General features: G+C 47.3%; 6 protein-coding genes, 9 tRNA genes and 5 rRNA genes. All 20 read left to right on the top strand.

Annotated elements, in window-relative coordinates:
- Position 1: 1 nt before the first annotated feature.
- The gene (gene folP, locus M1D60_RS23180) at positions 2-850 is read left to right on the top strand and encodes a dihydropteroate synthase (protein ID WP_456277118.1); all 849 of its coding nucleotides are present in this window, start codon (positions 2-4) and stop codon (positions 848-850) included.
- Positions 843-1205 carry a dihydroneopterin aldolase gene (folB, locus tag M1D60_RS23175; protein ID WP_456277117.1) on the top strand — a complete coding sequence of 121 codons (363 nt, stop codon included), beginning with the start codon at positions 843-845 and terminating at the stop codon, positions 1203-1205. The genes folP and folB overlap by 8 nt, the downstream gene beginning before the upstream one ends.
- Complete coding sequence (folK, locus tag M1D60_RS23170; protein ID WP_456277116.1) at positions 1202-1717, top strand: 2-amino-4-hydroxy-6-hydroxymethyldihydropteridine diphosphokinase; 516 nt, start codon at positions 1202-1204, stop codon at positions 1715-1717. Before folB ends, folK begins: the two co-directional genes overlap by 4 nt.
- On the top strand, positions 1669-1878 hold the full coding sequence (locus tag M1D60_RS23165) for a helix-turn-helix domain-containing protein (RefSeq protein WP_456277115.1): 210 nt from the start codon (positions 1669-1671) through the stop codon (positions 1876-1878). Before folK ends, M1D60_RS23165 begins: the two co-directional genes overlap by 49 nt.
- Before the next feature lie 14 nt (positions 1879-1892).
- Positions 1893-2894 carry a tRNA dihydrouridine synthase DusB gene (gene dusB, locus M1D60_RS23160; protein ID WP_456277114.1) on the top strand — a complete coding sequence of 334 codons (1002 nt, stop codon included), beginning with the start codon at positions 1893-1895 and terminating at the stop codon, positions 2892-2894.
- A gap of 118 nt (positions 2895-3012) precedes the next feature.
- Entirely contained in the window at positions 3013-4515 is a 1503-nt protein-coding gene (lysS, locus tag M1D60_RS23155) for a lysine--tRNA ligase (RefSeq protein ID WP_456277113.1), read from the top strand.
- Positions 4516-5031: 516 nt separating this feature from the next.
- Positions 5032-6570: ribosomal RNA gene (locus tag M1D60_RS23150) — 16S ribosomal RNA — on the top strand.
- A 204-nt stretch (positions 6571-6774) separates the two neighbouring features.
- A 23S ribosomal RNA gene (locus M1D60_RS23145) occupies positions 6775-9699 on the top strand.
- A 127-nt stretch (positions 9700-9826) separates the two neighbouring features.
- Positions 9827-9942: ribosomal RNA gene (gene rrf / locus M1D60_RS23140) — 5S ribosomal RNA — on the top strand.
- A 12-nt stretch (positions 9943-9954) separates the two neighbouring features.
- Positions 9955-10030: transfer RNA gene (locus M1D60_RS23135), tRNA-Val, on the top strand.
- Positions 10031-10237: 207 nt separating this feature from the next.
- A tRNA-Thr gene (locus tag M1D60_RS23130) sits at positions 10238-10313 on the top strand.
- Positions 10314-10321: 8 nt separating this feature from the next.
- A tRNA-Lys gene (locus tag M1D60_RS23125) sits at positions 10322-10397 on the top strand.
- Positions 10398-10405: 8 nt separating this feature from the next.
- Positions 10406-10490 (top strand) — tRNA-Leu (locus tag M1D60_RS23120).
- Between the two features lie 34 nt (positions 10491-10524).
- Positions 10525-10599 (top strand) — tRNA-Gly (locus M1D60_RS23115).
- Between the two features lie 14 nt (positions 10600-10613).
- Positions 10614-10702 (top strand) — tRNA-Leu (locus tag M1D60_RS23110).
- 23 nt (positions 10703-10725) lie between these two features.
- Positions 10726-10802, top strand: a tRNA-Arg gene (locus M1D60_RS23105).
- A 9-nt stretch (positions 10803-10811) separates the two neighbouring features.
- Positions 10812-10888 (top strand) — tRNA-Pro (locus M1D60_RS23100).
- Between the two features lie 16 nt (positions 10889-10904).
- Positions 10905-10980: transfer RNA gene (locus M1D60_RS23095), tRNA-Ala, on the top strand.
- 153 nt (positions 10981-11133) lie between these two features.
- Positions 11134-12672, top strand: a 16S ribosomal RNA gene (locus M1D60_RS23090).
- A 204-nt stretch (positions 12673-12876) separates the two neighbouring features.
- Positions 12877-15801, top strand: a 23S ribosomal RNA gene (locus M1D60_RS23085).
- Together the 16S, 23S and 5S rRNA genes with 9 tRNA genes alongside form the textbook arrangement of a ribosomal RNA operon.
- Positions 15802-15810 lie beyond the last annotated feature (9 nt).

The raw sequence follows: 15810 nt of genomic DNA, 5'->3' as shown, positions 1-15810 counted from the left end.
ATTGTCTACTATTGCTATTAATGGAACGAAAGGAAGTTCCAATCAATTAGATTTTAGCCAAAAAACATACATAATGGGGATTTTAAATGTAACCCCCGATTCATTTTCAGATGGTGGAAGCTATACCACTCATGAATTGGCTATTCGACATGCTACTCAAATGATTCAAGAAGGTGCTGATATTATTGATATTGGTGGTGAATCAACTAGACCAGGCTCTGTTAAGGTAGAACTGGAAGAGGAACTCGAGCGAACCATCCCAATCATTCAGGAGCTTTCGAAAAAAATGGATGCTCCCATTTCAATTGATACATACAAAGCAGAGGTCGCAAAGCAAGCAATTGAAGCGGGAGCCCATATTATAAATGATGTTTGGGGAGCAAAGGCAGATCCTAAAATGGCCAAGGTTGCTGCTCATTTTCAAGTGCCTATCATCCTCATGCATAACAGGGAAAACAAGAACTATTCCAATCTTATGAAGGATGTTATTTCTGACCTAATGGAAAGCATCTCCATTGCCAAATTTGCTGGTGTTAAGGACGATCAAATCATTTTAGACCCGGGAATAGGGTTTGCAAAAGATTTTGATATGAATATAGAGGTATTACAAAATCTAGATCAAATCGTAGCGATGGGATATCCTGTCTTACTTGGCACTTCTAGAAAGTCATTTATTGGTCAAATCCTTGATATCCCCCCTAATGAGAGAATGGAAGGAACGGGTGCTACTGTTTGCCTAGGGATTCAAAAGGGCTGTCATATTATGCGTGTTCATGATGTGGCGTCCATTTCTAAAATGGCAAAGGTAATGGATGTATTGGTTGGAAGAGGAGGAAAAGGAAATGGATAAAATTGAACTTCATGAGATGATATTTTATGGTTATCACGGCGTTCTTCCTGAGGAAACCAAGCTAGGTCAACGATTCATTGTTGACCTAACCTTATCAATGGATCTTTCTAAACCAGGAAAGAGTGATCATTTAGATGACACCGTCAATTATGCTGAGGTTTATAACCTTTGTAAGAAGATTGTAGAAGGTGAGCCAAGAAAATTAGTAGAAGCAGTTGCAGAGGATATTTGTGAGCAAGTGTTACAGTCATTTTCAAAAGTCGAAGAATGCAGCATCCGCTTTATTAAACCAGACCCACCTATTCAAGGATACTATAAGGCAGTGAGTGTCAGTTTAACGAGAGGTAGAACATGAATAGAGTATTTATTGGGCTAGGCTCAAATATAAAGGATCGCTCTTATTATTTGAGATCTGGAATAACAGCACTACTTGAACATGATATAGAATTGATAAAGTATTCTTCTATTTTTGAAACAGACCCGGTAGGATTTGTTGAACAAGATTCATTTTTAAATATGGTAATAGAAGTTTATACCAATAAGACTGCTCATCAATTATTGTCTATTCTACAAAAAATTGAGCAGGGTTGTGGAAGGAATAGGGAAATTAAGTGGGGTCCAAGAACGTTAGACCTTGACATTTTACTCTTTAACCAAGAAAATATTGAAGCAGATGACTTAAGTATTCCTCATCCAAGGATGACAGAGCGCGCATTTGTGATTGTGCCTTTATATGAGATCAATCCGAGACTAACTATTAGCGATAGAAATATCAAACATATATATGAGGAATTAACAGATAGAGAAGGTGTTAGAGTATGGAAGCGGAGAAATGGGGAAGACGTATTCGGGCTTTTCGAAAGCTAAAAGGATACACACAAGAAGATTTTGCAAAAGACTTAGGAATTTCAGTCTCTGTACTTGGGGAAGTAGAACGTGGTAATAGACTGCCTAGTCAAGAATTGTTAGACAATATTGCGAGTGCGCTTAATATATCTTTAGATGAATTAACTCCAAATAATGAATAAAGGAGGTAAGAACAATGTTGAAAATCGGCGATATCCAAATGAAAAACCAAGTTGTATTGGCCCCGATGGCGGGAGTATGTAATTCCGCCTTTCGTCTAACGGTAAAGGAATTTGGAGCTGGACTTGTATGTGCTGAAATGGTTAGTGATAAAGCAATTCTCTATAAAAACGCTAAAACAATGGGCATGCTTTATATAGATGAACAAGAGAAACCATTAAGCTTACAGATTTTTGGTGGGGAGAAAGAAACCCTAGTAGAAGCAGCTAAGTTTGTAGATAAGAACACAACTGCAGATATTATTGATATTAATATGGGCTGCCCTGTTCCAAAAATAACAAAATGTGATGCCGGTGCGAAATGGTTACTAGATCCTAACAAGATTTATGAAATGGTAGCGGCAGTTGCTGATGCTGTAGATAAACCAGTTACGGTAAAGATGCGTATGGGTTGGGATGAAAACCATATCTACGCGATTGAAAATGCAAGAGCCGTTGAACGTGCGGGTGGAAAAGCGGTTGCCCTTCACGGACGTACTCGTGTACAAATGTATGAGGGTCATGCAAACTGGGATATCATTAAAGAAGTAAAACAGTCTGTTTCTATCCCTGTGATCGGTAATGGGGATGTTCAAACTCCACAGGATGCAAAGAGAATGCTAGATGAGACAGGTGTAGACGGAGTGATGATTGGCCGTGCGGCATTAGGAAACCCATGGATGATCTATCAGACAGTTAAGTATCTGGAAACGGGTGAACTAGCCCCTGAACCTTCAGTTCGTGAGAAGATCAATGTTTGTATCCTTCATTTAGACCGATTAATTGCCTTAAAGGGAGAATTTGTGGCAGTTCGTGAAATGCGAAAGCATGCTGCATGGTATTTAAAAGGAATCCGTGGAAATGCAAAAGTCCGTAATGGTATTAATGAGTGTAATACTCGCGCTGACTTAGTATCACTTTTGTCTTACTTAGTCGAAGAAGCAGAAGCAGACCAAGAAAATCAAATTCAAGTTGGCTAATCCGTTTGACTTCCCTTTCATACTAACCTATAATACCCATAAAGAAGATTGCCCACTGCCAGTATGTTACTGGCAGTTTTATTCATTTATATACCAATGTGCTTGGAGTGAGAAAAGGATGAGTTTTGAGGAATTAAATGACCAGTTAAAAGTACGGAGAAGTAAACTACATAAGCTACGAGAAAAAGGACTAGATCCTTTTGGTAAACGATTTGATCGTACGCATACATCTAAAGAATTACTATCATTATATGGTGAAGTATCTAAAGAAGAGTTAGATGAAGAAACAATTAATGTATCCATTGCAGGTCGAATTATGACCAAAAGAGGAAAGGGTAAGGCTGGATTCACGCATATTCAAGACCTTACTGGTCAAGTCCAACTGTATATTAGACAGGATGCAATTGGCGAAGAGGCATATGATGTTTTTGACACAGCTGACCTCGGTGATATCGTTGGTGTAACAGGAACTGTTTTTAAGACAAAGGTAGGGGAGCTTTCAATTAAGGCAAATTCATTTGAATTATTAACAAAGTCTTTAAAGCCACTACCAGAAAAGTTCCATGGTCTTAAGGATGTAGAGCAGCGTTATAGACAGAGATATTTAGATTTGATTACGAATATGGAAAGTCGTGAAACGTTTATTTTAAGAAGTAAAATTATACAGTCAATGAGAAGATACTTAGACAGTCAAGGGTATCTAGAGGTGGAAACTCCAACTATGCACTCTATAGCGGGTGGAGCTTCTGCAAGACCGTTCATTACTCATCATAATGCTTTAGATATGACACTTTATATGCGTATAGCGATTGAGCTACACCTAAAGCGTCTAATTGTAGGTGGACTTGAAAAGGTCTATGAAATTGGACGAGTATTCAGAAACGAAGGGATTTCAACTAGACATAATCCCGAATTTACAATGCTAGAGCTATATGCTGCTTATGCAGACTATAAGGATATCATGAGCCTTACTGAAAATGTAATCGCGCATATAGCAAAAGAAGTACTGGGAACAACGACTGTTCAATATGGTGAGCACACAGTAAACCTAGAACCAGAATGGAAACGACTACATATGGTAGACGCTATAAAGGAGTATGTAGGTGTTGATTTCTGGAAAGAAATGACCGTTGAAGAAGCAAGAGAGCTTGCTAAGGAACATGGTGTAGAGGTAACTAACCATATGCAATACGGCCATATAGTAAATGAATTCTTTGAGCAAAAAATAGAGGAGCAGCTCATCCAGCCAACCTTTATTTACGGCCACCCTGTTGAAATTTCCCCTTTAGCTAAAAAGAATCCAGAAGATCCCCGTTTTACGGATCGTTTTGAATTATTTATCGTAGCTAGAGAGCATGCAAATGCATTTACAGAATTAAATGACCCTATTGATCAACGAGAGCGCTTTGAAGCTCAGTTAAAAGAAAAAGAACAAGGAAATGACGAGGCTCATGAAATGGATGAGGACTTCATCGAGGCATTAGAATATGGAATGCCTCCAACTGGTGGGCTTGGTATCGGTATTGACCGTTTAGTAATGCTGTTAACCAACTCTCCGTCAATTCGTGACGTATTACTCTTCCCTCAGATGAGACATAGAGAAGTTTCCAAATCAGAATAGATCAAGAAGCCTGCCGAAATAGTTGGTGGGCTTTTTTATTTAGTTGATTGTAATGGAAGGGCGAGAATAAATACACTCTCTATATATAGTGGCTAGTCAACAGCTAACATATGGCCTACACAGATCCTATGCAAGTTTAGAAATTGGGTGTCTTGTAGTAAGAACGGACAAATCTTATTAATAATAGCAAAAAGTAAAAAAATACCTGTTGAATGTAATAGAAGTGAATGGTATAGTAATAAACGTTGTCGCAAAAGTTAATTTAAGTCATTAAGAAGATTTTAAAAAAGCTTAAAAAAACTTAAAAAAATTGTTGACTTCGTAATTTAAAGATGGTATATTAATAAAGTCGCTTTTGGAAGACAGGGCGAAAAGTTCTTTGAAAACTAAACAAAACGTCAAGCGTGTTGGTTTTATAACCAACGCAAAGTAATAAATTATTAAATCTACTATTAGTTATTTTCGCTAACGTGAAGTAACTCAGTAGATTGCCGGTGTAATGAGCAATCAAACACTTTATTGGAGAGTTTGATCCTGGCTCAGGACGAACGCTGGCGGCGTGCCTAATACATGCAAGTCGAGCGAATCTCTTCGGAGATTAGCGGCGGACGGGTGAGTAACACGTGGGCAACCTGCCTGTAAGACTGGGATAACTTCGGGAAACCGGAGCTAATACCGGATAATTTCAGACACCTCCTGGTGACTGAATAAAAGATGGCTTCGGCTATCACTTACAGATGGGCCCGCGGCGCATTAGCTAGTTGGTGAGGTAACGGCTCACCAAGGCGACGATGCGTAGCCGACCTGAGAGGGTGATCGGCCACACTGGGACTGAGACACGGCCCAGACTCCTACGGGAGGCAGCAGTAGGGAATCTTCCGCAATGGACGAAAGTCTGACGGAGCAACGCCGCGTGAGCGATGAAGGCCTTCGGGTCGTAAAGCTCTGTTGTTAGGGAAGAACAAGTACCGTTCGAATAGGGCGGTACCTTGACGGTACCTAACCAGAAAGCCACGGCTAACTACGTGCCAGCAGCCGCGGTAATACGTAGGTGGCAAGCGTTGTCCGGAATTATTGGGCGTAAAGCGCGCGCAGGCGGTCCTTTAAGTCTGATGTGAAAGCCCACGGCTCAACCGTGGAGGGTCATTGGAAACTGGGGGACTTGAGTACAGAAGAGGAAAGTGGAATTCCACGTGTAGCGGTGAAATGCGTAGAGATGTGGAGGAACACCAGTGGCGAAGGCGACTTTCTGGTCTGTAACTGACGCTGAGGCGCGAAAGCGTGGGGAGCAAACAGGATTAGATACCCTGGTAGTCCACGCCGTAAACGATGAGTGCTAAGTGTTAGAGGGTTTCCGCCCTTTAGTGCTGAAGTTAACGCATTAAGCACTCCGCCTGGGGAGTACGGTCGCAAGACTGAAACTCAAAGGAATTGACGGGGGCCCGCACAAGCGGTGGAGCATGTGGTTTAATTCGAAGCAACGCGAAGAACCTTACCAGGTCTTGACATCCCTTTGACCTTCCTAGAGATAGGAATTTCCCTTCGGGGACAAAGGTGACAGGTGGTGCATGGTTGTCGTCAGCTCGTGTCGTGAGATGTTGGGTTAAGTCCCGCAACGAGCGCAACCCTTGATCTTAGTTGCCAGCATTTAGTTGGGCACTCTAAGGTGACTGCCGGTGACAAACCGGAGGAAGGTGGGGATGACGTCAAATCATCATGCCCCTTATGACCTGGGCTACACACGTGCTACAATGGATGGTACAAAGGGCAGCAAAACCGCGAGGTTGAGCAAATCCCATAAAACCATTCTCAGTTCGGATTGCAGGCTGCAACTCGCCTGCATGAAGCCGGAATCGCTAGTAATCGCGGATCAGCATGCCGCGGTGAATACGTTCCCGGGCCTTGTACACACCGCCCGTCACACCACGAGAGTTTGTAACACCCGAAGTCGGTGAGGTAACCTTAGGGGGCCAGCCGCCGAAGGTGGGACAGATGATTGGGGTGAAGTCGTAACAAGGTAGCCGTATCGGAAGGTGCGGCTGGATCACCTCCTTTCTAAGGAAAATTGGAAACTTTCGTTTCCATAAAATAGCGCTTGAACGTTTTGTTTAGTTTTGAGAGAATCATCTCTCAGCATCTTGTCCAAGTGACTTGATGGATGCTTATTTTGCCTCTAGGCAAAAAAGCTTGTTCCTTGAAAACTAGATAATAATTCGTATGTAAGAAAGTCAAGAAATTGATCGAATGATCTTTAACAACGGTTAAGTTGTTAAGGGCGCACGGTGGATGCCTTGGCACTAGGAGCCGATGAAGGACGTGACTAACAACGATATGCTTCGGGGAGCTGTAAGTAAGCTTTGATCCGGAGATTTCCGAATGGGGAAACCCACTGCTCGTAATGGGGTAGTATCTTCACCTGAATACATAGGGTGATGATGGCAGACCCGGGGAACTGAAACATCTTAGTACCCGGAGGAAGAGAAAGCAATTCGCGATTTCCTGAGTAGCGGCGAGCGAAACGGAAGAAGCCCAAACCAAGAGGCTTGCCTCTTGGGGTTGTAGGACACTCAACATGGAGTTACAAAGGAACGAGGTAAGTGAAGCGGTCTGGAAAGGCCAGCCATAGAAGGTAACAGCCCTGTAGCTGAAACTTCGTTCCCTCCTGAGTGGATCCTGAGTACGGCGGGACACGAGAAATCCCGTCGGAAGCAGGGAGGACCATCTCCCAAGGCTAAATACTCCCTAGTGACCGATAGTGAACCAGTACCGTGAGGGAAAGGTGAAAAGCACCCCGGAAGGGGAGTGAAACAGATCCTGAAACCGTGTGCCTACAAGTAGTCAGAGCCCGTTAACGGGTGATGGCGTGCCTTTTGTAGAATGAACCGGCGAGTTACGATCCCGTGCAAGGTTAAGTTGAGAAGACGGAGCCGCAGCGAAAGCGAGTCTGAATAGGGCGATTGAGTACGTGGTCGTAGACCCGAAACCAGGTGATCTACCCATGTCCAGGGTGAAGTTCAGGTAACACTGAATGGAGGCCCGAACCCACGCACGTTGAAAAGTGCGGGGATGAGGTGTGGGTAGCGGAGAAATTCCAATCGAACCTGGAGATAGCTGGTTCTCTCCGAAATAGCTTTAGGGCTAGCCTCGAGTTTGAGAGTCTTGGAGGTAGAGCACTGATTGGACTAGGGGCCCTCATCGGGTTACCGAATTCAGTCAAACTCCGAATGCCAAAGACTTATACTCGGGAGTCAGACTGCGAGTGATAAGATCCGTAGTCGAAAGGGAAACAGCCCAGACCACCAGCTAAGGTCCCAAAGTATACGTTAAGTGGAAAAGGATGTGGAGTTGCCCAGACAACCAGGATGTTGGCTTAGAAGCAGCCACCATTTAAAGAGTGCGTAATAGCTCACTGGTCGAGTGACTCTGCGCCGAAAATGTACCGGGGCTAAACGTATCACCGAAGCTGTGGAATGTCTAACGACATTGGTAGGAGAGCGTTCTAAGGGCGTTGAAGCTAGACCGTAAGGACTGGTGGAGCGCTTAGAAGTGAGAATGCCGGTATGAGTAGCGAAAGACAAGTGAGAATCTTGTCCACCGAATGCCTAAGGTTTCCTGAGGAAGGCTCGTCCGCTCAGGGTTAGTCAGGACCTAAGCCGAGGCCGAAAGGCGTAGGCGATGGACAACAGGTTGATATTCCTGTACCACCTCCTCACCGTTTGAGCAATGGGGGGACGCAGGAGGATAGAGAATCGCGCGATTGGAAGTGCGCGTCCAAGCAGTTAGGCTGGTAAGTAGGCAAATCCGCTTACCATAAAGGCTGAGCTGTGATGGCGAGGGAAATATAGTACCGAAGTTCTTGATTCCACACTGCCAAGAAAAGCCTCTAGCGAGGTGAGAGGTGCCTGTACCGCAAACCGACACAGGTAGGCGAGGAGAGAATCCTAAGGTGATCGAGAGAACTCTCGTTAAGGAACTCGGCAAAATGACCCCGTAACTTCGGGAGAAGGGGTGCTCTGGTAGGGTGAAAGCCCGAGAGAGCCGCAGTGAAAAGGCCCAAGCGACTGTTTAGCAAAAACACAGGTCTCTGCGAAGCCGCAAGGCGAAGTATAGGGGCTGACACCTGCCCGGTGCTGGAAGGTTAAGAGGAGAGGTTAGCGCAAGCGAAGCTTTGAATTGAAGCCCCAGTAAACGGCGGCCGTAACTATAACGGTCCTAAGGTAGCGAAATTCCTTGTCAGGTAAGTTCTGACCCGCACGAAAGGTGTAACGATTTGGGCACTGTCTCAACGAGAGACTCGGTGAAATTATAGTACCTGTGAAGATGCAGGTTACCCGCGACAGGACGGAAAGACCCCGTGGAGCTTTACTGTAGCCTGATATTGAATTTTGGTACAGCTTGTACAGGATAGGTAGGAGCCTGAGAAGCCGGAGCGCCAGCTTCGGTGGAGGCGTCGGTGGGATACTACCCTGGCTGTATTGAAATTCTAACCCGCAGCTCTGATCGAGCTGGGAGACAGTGTCAGGTGGGCAGTTTGACTGGGGCGGTCGCCTCCTAAAATGTAACGGAGGCGCCCAAAGGTTCCCTCAGAATGGTTGGAAATCATTCGTAGAGTGTAAAGGCACAAGGGAGCTTGACTGCGAGACCTACAAGTCGAGCAGGGACGAAAGTCGGGCTTAGTGATCCGGTGGTTCCGCATGGAAGGGCCATCGCTCAACGGATAAAAGCTACCCCGGGGATAACAGGCTTATCTCCCCCAAGAGTCCACATCGACGGGGAGGTTTGGCACCTCGATGTCGGCTCATCGCATCCTGGGGCTGTAGTCGGTCCCAAGGGTTGGGCTGTTCGCCCATTAAAGCGGTACGCGAGCTGGGTTCAGAACGTCGTGAGACAGTTCGGTCCCTATCCGTCGTGGGCGTAGGAAATTTGAGAGGAGCTGTCCTTAGTACGAGAGGACCGGGATGGACACACCGCTGGTGTACCAGTTGTTCTGCCAAGGGCATCGCTGGGTAGCTATGTGTGGACGGGATAAGTGCTGAAAGCATCTAAGCATGAAGCCCCCCTCAAGATGAGATTTCCCATTCTTTGAAGTAAGACCCCTGAAAGACGATCAGGTTGATAGGTCTGAGGTGGAAGCGTGGCGACACGTGGAGCTGACAGATACTAATAGGTCGAGGACTTAACCATATTTAAACGACATTCTTGCATACGATATTATCTAGTTTTGAGGGAATGAAAATTTTCTCTTGCATTTCCTCGTGAAATGAGTATAATTAAAAAAGTCGCTAGATTTCCTAGTGATTAAAAAATATAGTCTGGTAATGATGGCGAAGAGGCCACACCCGTTCCCATTCCGAACACGGAAGTTAAGCTCTTCAGCGCCGATGGTAGTTGGGGCATTGCCCCTGTGAGAGTAGGACGTTGCCAGGCTGTATCAAACTCGGAGGATTAGCTCAGCTGGGAGAGCACCTGCCTTACAAGCAGGGGGTCGGCGGTTCGATCCCGTCATCCTCCACCATAGTTTTTTCGCGGAAGCGAAAAAAACTTTCCGTTAAAATTTTTAATCATTATTTTTATACGCCGGCTTAGCTCAGTTTGTAGAGCACGTCGGAATAATCTTCGAAGCGAAAGCTTCAGCATACCAATCGAGTTTCTACTTGATTAAGCTTCCTGAGATTGGGATGACATTACCAGCAAATATTTAGTTAGTAAGAAATTTTAATACGCCGGCTTAGCTCAGTTGGTAGAGCAACTGACTTGTAATCAGTAGGTCGTGGGTTCAAATCCTATAGCCGGCACCACTTAATTAGAGCCATTAGCTCAGTCGGTAGAGCATCTGACTTTTAATCAGAGGGTCGAAGGTTCGAGTCCTTCATGGCTCACCATTTTGTGCGCGGATGTGGCGGAATTGGCAGACGCACTAGACTTAGGATCTAGCGCCTTACGGCGTGGGGGTTCGACTCCCTTCATCCGCACCAAATTCAATTAAATTATCTATTGCAATACATTGTTGCGGAAGTAGTTCAGTGGTAGAACACCACCTTGCCAAGGTGGGGGTCGCGGGTTCGAATCCCGTCTTCCGCTCCAAGAGTTCATGTATTGCCGGGGTGGCGGAACTGGCAGACGCACAGGACTTAAAATCCTGCGGTAGGTGACTACCGTACCGGTTCGATTCCGGTCCTCGGCACCATAGTTTTTTAAAAAACTATTTTAGCGCCCGTAGCTCAATTGGATAGAGCGTTTGACTACGGATCAAAAGGTTAGGGGTTCGACTCCTCTCGGGCGCGCCATATTGTGAACGGGAAGTGGCTCAGCTTGGTAGAGCACCTGGTTTGGGACCAGGGGGTCGCAGGTTCAAATCCTGTCTTCCCGACCATTAGAGATTAGAATATGGGGCCTTAGCTCAGCTGGGAGAGCGCCTGCCTTGCACGCAGGAGGTCAGCGGTTCGATCCCGCTAGGCTCCACCATAAATTTAAAAGTTCTTTGAAAACTAAACAAAACGTCAAGCGTGTTGGTTTTATAGCCAACGCAAAGTAATAAATTTTTAAATCTACTATTAGTTATTTTCGTTAACGCGAATTGACTCAGTAGATTGCCGGTGTAATGAGCAATCAAACACTTTATTGGAGAGTTTGATCCTGGCTCAGGACGAACGCTGGCGGCGTGCCTAATACATGCAAGTCGAGCGAATCTCTTTGGAGATTAGCGGCGGACGGGTGAGTAACACGTGGGCAACCTGCCTGTAAGACTGGGATAACTTCGGGAAACCGGAGCTAATACCGGATAATTTCAGACACCTCCTGGTGACTGAATAAAAGATGGCTTCGGCTATCACTTGCAGATGGGCCCGCGGCGCATTAGCTAGTTGGTGAGGTAACGGCTCACCAAGGCGACGATGCGTAGCCGACCTGAGAGGGTGATCGGCCACACTGGGACTGAGACACGGCCCAGACTCCTACGGGAGGCAGCAGTAGGGAATCTTCCGCAATGGACGAAAGTCTGACGGAGCAACGCCGCGTGAGCGATGAAGGCCTTCGGGTCGTAAAGCTCTGTTGTTAGGGAAGAACAAGTACCGTTCGAATAGGGCGGTACCTTGACGGTACCTAACCAGAAAGCCACGGCTAACTACGTGCCAGCAGCCGCGGTAATACGTAGGTGGCAAGCGTTGTCCGGAATTATTGGGCGTAAAGCGCGCGCAGGCGGTCCTTTAAGTCTGATGTGAAAGCCCACGGCTCAACCGTGGAGGGTCATTGGAAACTGGGGGACTTGAGTACAGAAGAGGAAAGTGGAATTCCACGTGTAGCGGTGAAATGCGTAGAGATGTGGAGGAACACCAGTGGCGAAGGCGACTTTCTGGTCTGTAACTGACGCTGAGGCGCGAAAGCGTGGGGAGCAAACAGGATTAGATACCCTGGTAGTCCACGCCGTAAACGATGAGTGCTAAGTGTTAGAGGGTTTCCGCCCTTTAGTGCTGAAGTTAACGCATTAAGCACTCCGCCTGGGGAGTACGGTCGCAAGACTGAAACTCAAAGGAATTGACGGGGGCCCGCACAAGCGGTGGAGCATGTGGTTTAATTCGAAGCAACGCGAAGAACCTTACCAGGTCTTGACATCCCTTTGACCTTCCTAGAGATAGGAATTTCCCTTCGGGGACAAAGGTGACAGGTGGTGCATGGTTGTCGTCAGCTCGTGTCGTGAGATGTTGGGTTAAGTCCCGCAACGAGCGCAACCCTTGATCTTAGTTGCCAGCATTTAGTTGGGCACTCTAAGGTGACTGCCGGTGACAAACCGGAGGAAGGTGGGGATGACGTCAAATCATCATGCCCCTTATGACCTGGGCTACACACGTGCTACAATGGATGGTACAAAGGGCAGCAAAACTGCGAGGTTGAGCAAATCCCATAAAACCATTCTCAGTTCGGATTGCAGGCTGCAACTCGCCTGCATGAAGCCGGAATCGCTAGTAATCGCGGATCAGCATGCCGCGGTGAATACGTTCCCGGGCCTTGTACACACCGCCCGTCACACCACGAGAGTTTGTAACACCCGAAGTCGGTGAGGTAACCTTAGGGGGCCAGCCGCCGAAGGTGGGACAGATGATTGGGGTGAAGTCGTAACAAGGTAGCCGTATCGGAAGGTGCGGCTGGATCACCTCCTTTCTAAGGAAAATTGGAAACTTTCGTTTCCATAAAATAGCGCTTGAACGTTTTGTTTAGTTTTGAGAGAATCATCTCTCAGCATCTTGTCCAAGTGACTTGATGGATGCTTATTTTGCCTCTAGGCAAAAAAGCTTGTTCCTTGAAAACTAGATAATAATTCGTATGTAAGAAAGTCAAGAAATTGATCGAATGATCTTTAACAACGGTTAAGTTGTTAAGGGCGCACGGTGGATGCCTTGGCACTAGGAGCCGATGAAGGACGTGACTAACAACGATATGCTTCGGGGAGCTGTAAGTAAGCTTTGATCCGGAGATTTCCGAATGGGGAAACCCACTGCTCGTAATGGGGTAGTATCTTCACCTGAATACATAGGGTGATGATGGCAGACCCGGGGAACTGAAACATCTTAGTACCCGGAGGAAGAGAAAGCAATTCGCGATTTCCTGAGTAGCGGCGAGCGAAACGGAAGAAGCCCAAACCAAGAGGCTTGCCTCTTGGGGTTGTAGGACACTCAACATGGAGTTACAAAGGAACGAGGTAAGTGAAGCGGTCTGGAAAGGCCAGCCATAGAAGGTAACAGCCCTGTAGCTGAAACTTCGTTCCCTCCTGAGTGGATCCTGAGTACGGCGGGACACGAGAAATCCCGTCGGAAGCAGGGAGGACCATCTCCCAAGGCTAAATACTCCCTAGTGACCGATAGTGAACCAGTACCGTGAGGGAAAGGTGAAAAGCACCCCGGAAGGGGAGTGAAACAGATCCTGAAACCGTGTGCCTACAAGTAGTCAGAGCCCGTTAACGGGTGATGGCGTGCCTTTTGTAGAATGAACCGGCGAGTTACGATCCCGTGCAAGGTTAAGTTGAGAAGACGGAGCCGCAGCGAAAGCGAGTCTGAATAGGGCGATTGAGTACGTGGTCGTAGACCCGAAACCAGGTGATCTACCCATGTCCAGGGTGAAGTTCAGGTAACACTGAATGGAGGCCCGAACCCACGCACGTTGAAAAGTGCGGGGATGAGGTGTGGGTAGCGGAGAAATTCCAATCGAACCTGGAGATAGCTGGTTCTCTCCGAAATAGCTTTAGGGCTAGCCTCGAGTTTGAGAGTCTTGGAGGTAGAGCACTGATTGGACTAGGGGCCCTCATCGGGTTACCGAATTCAGTCAAACTCCGAATGCCAAAGACTTATACTCGGGAGTCAGACTGCGAGTGATAAGATCCGTAGTCGAAAGGGAAACAGCCCAGACCACCAGCTAAGGTCCCAAAGTATACGTTAAGTGGAAAAGGATGTGGAGTTGCCCAGACAACCAGGATGTTGGCTTAGAAGCAGCCACCATTTAAAGAGTGCGTAATAGCTCACTGGTCGAGTGACTCTGCGCCGAAAATGTACCGGGGCTAAACGTATCACCGAAGCTGTGGAATGTCTAACGACATTGGTAGGAGAGCGTTCTAAGGGCGTTGAAGCTAGACCGTAAGGACTGGTGGAGCGCTTAGAAGTGAGAATGCCGGTATGAGTAGCGAAAGACAAGTGAGAATCTTGTCCACCGAATGCCTAAGGTTTCCTGAGGAAGGCTCGTCCGCTCAGGGTTAGTCAGGACCTAAGCCGAGGCCGAAAGGCGTAGGCGATGGACAACAGGTTGATATTCCTGTACCACCTCCTCACCGTTTGAGCAATGGGGGGACGCAGGAGGATAGAGAATCGCGCGATTGGAAGTGCGCGTCCAAGCAGTTAGGCTGGTAAGTAGGCAAATCCGCTTACCATAAAGGCTGAGCTGTGATGGCGAGGGAAATATAGTACCGAAGTTCTTGATTCCACACTGCCAAGAAAAGCCTCTAGCGAGGTGAGAGGTGCCTGTACCGCAAACCGACACAGGTAGGCGAGGAGAGAATCCTAAGGTGATCGAGAGAACTCTCGTTAAGGAACTCGGCAAAATGACCCCGTAACTTCGGGAGAAGGGGTGCTCTGGTAGGGTGAAAGCCCGAGAGAGCCGCAGTGAAAAGGCCCAAGCGACTGTTTAGCAAAAACACAGGTCTCTGCGAAGCCGCAAGGCGAAGTATAGGGGCTGACACCTGCCCGGTGCTGGAAGGTTAAGAGGAGAGGTTAGCGCAAGCGAAGCTTTGAATTGAAGCCCCAGTAAACGGCGGCCGTAACTATAACGGTCCTAAGGTAGCGAAATTCCTTGTCAGGTAAGTTCTGACCCGCACGAAAGGTGTAACGATTTGGGCACTGTCTCAACGAGAGACTCGGTGAAATTATAGTACCTGTGAAGATGCAGGTTACCCGCGACAGGACGGAAAGACCCCGTGGAGCTTTACTGTAGCCTGATATTGAATTTTGGTACAGCTTGTACAGGATAGGTAGGAGCCTGAGAAGCCGGAGCGCCAGCTTCGGTGGAGGCGTCGGTGGGATACTACCCTGGCTGTATTGAAATTCTAACCCGCAGCTCTGATCGAGCTGGGAGACAGTGTCAGGTGGGCAGTTTGACTGGGGCGGTCGCCTCCTAAAATGTAACGGAGGCGCCCAAAGGTTCCCTCAGAATGGTTGGAAATCATTCGTAGAGTGTAAAGGCACAAGGGAGCTTGACTGCGAGACCTACAAGTCGAGCAGGGACGAAAGTCGGGCTTAGTGATCCGGTGGTTCCGCATGGAAGGGCCATCGCTCAACGGATAAAAGCTACCCCGGGGATAACAGGCTTATCTCCCCCAAGAGTCCACATCGACGGGGAGGTTTGGCACCTCGATGTCGGCTCATCGCATCCTGGGGCTGTAGTCGGTCCCAAGGGTTGGGCTGTTCGCCCATTAAAGCGGTACGCGAGCTGGGTTCAGAACGTCGTGAGACAGTTCGGTCCCTATCCGTCGTGGGCGTAGGAAATTTGAGAGGAGCTGTCCTTAGTACGAGAGGACCGGGATGGACACACCGCTGGTGTACCAGTTGTTCTGCCAAGGGCATCGCTGGGTAGCTATGTGTGGACGGGATAAGTGCTGAAAGCATCTAAGCATGAAGCCCCCCTCAAGATGAGATTTCCCATTCTTTGAAGTAAGACCCCTGAAAGACGATCAGGTTGATAGGTCTGAGGTGGAAGCGTGGCGACACGTGGAGCTGACAGATACTAATAGGTCGAGGACTTAACCATATTTAAACG

The organism is Bacillus sp. AK128 (assembly GCF_053903075.1).
This window is presented reverse-complemented; position numbering and strand designations above follow the sequence as displayed.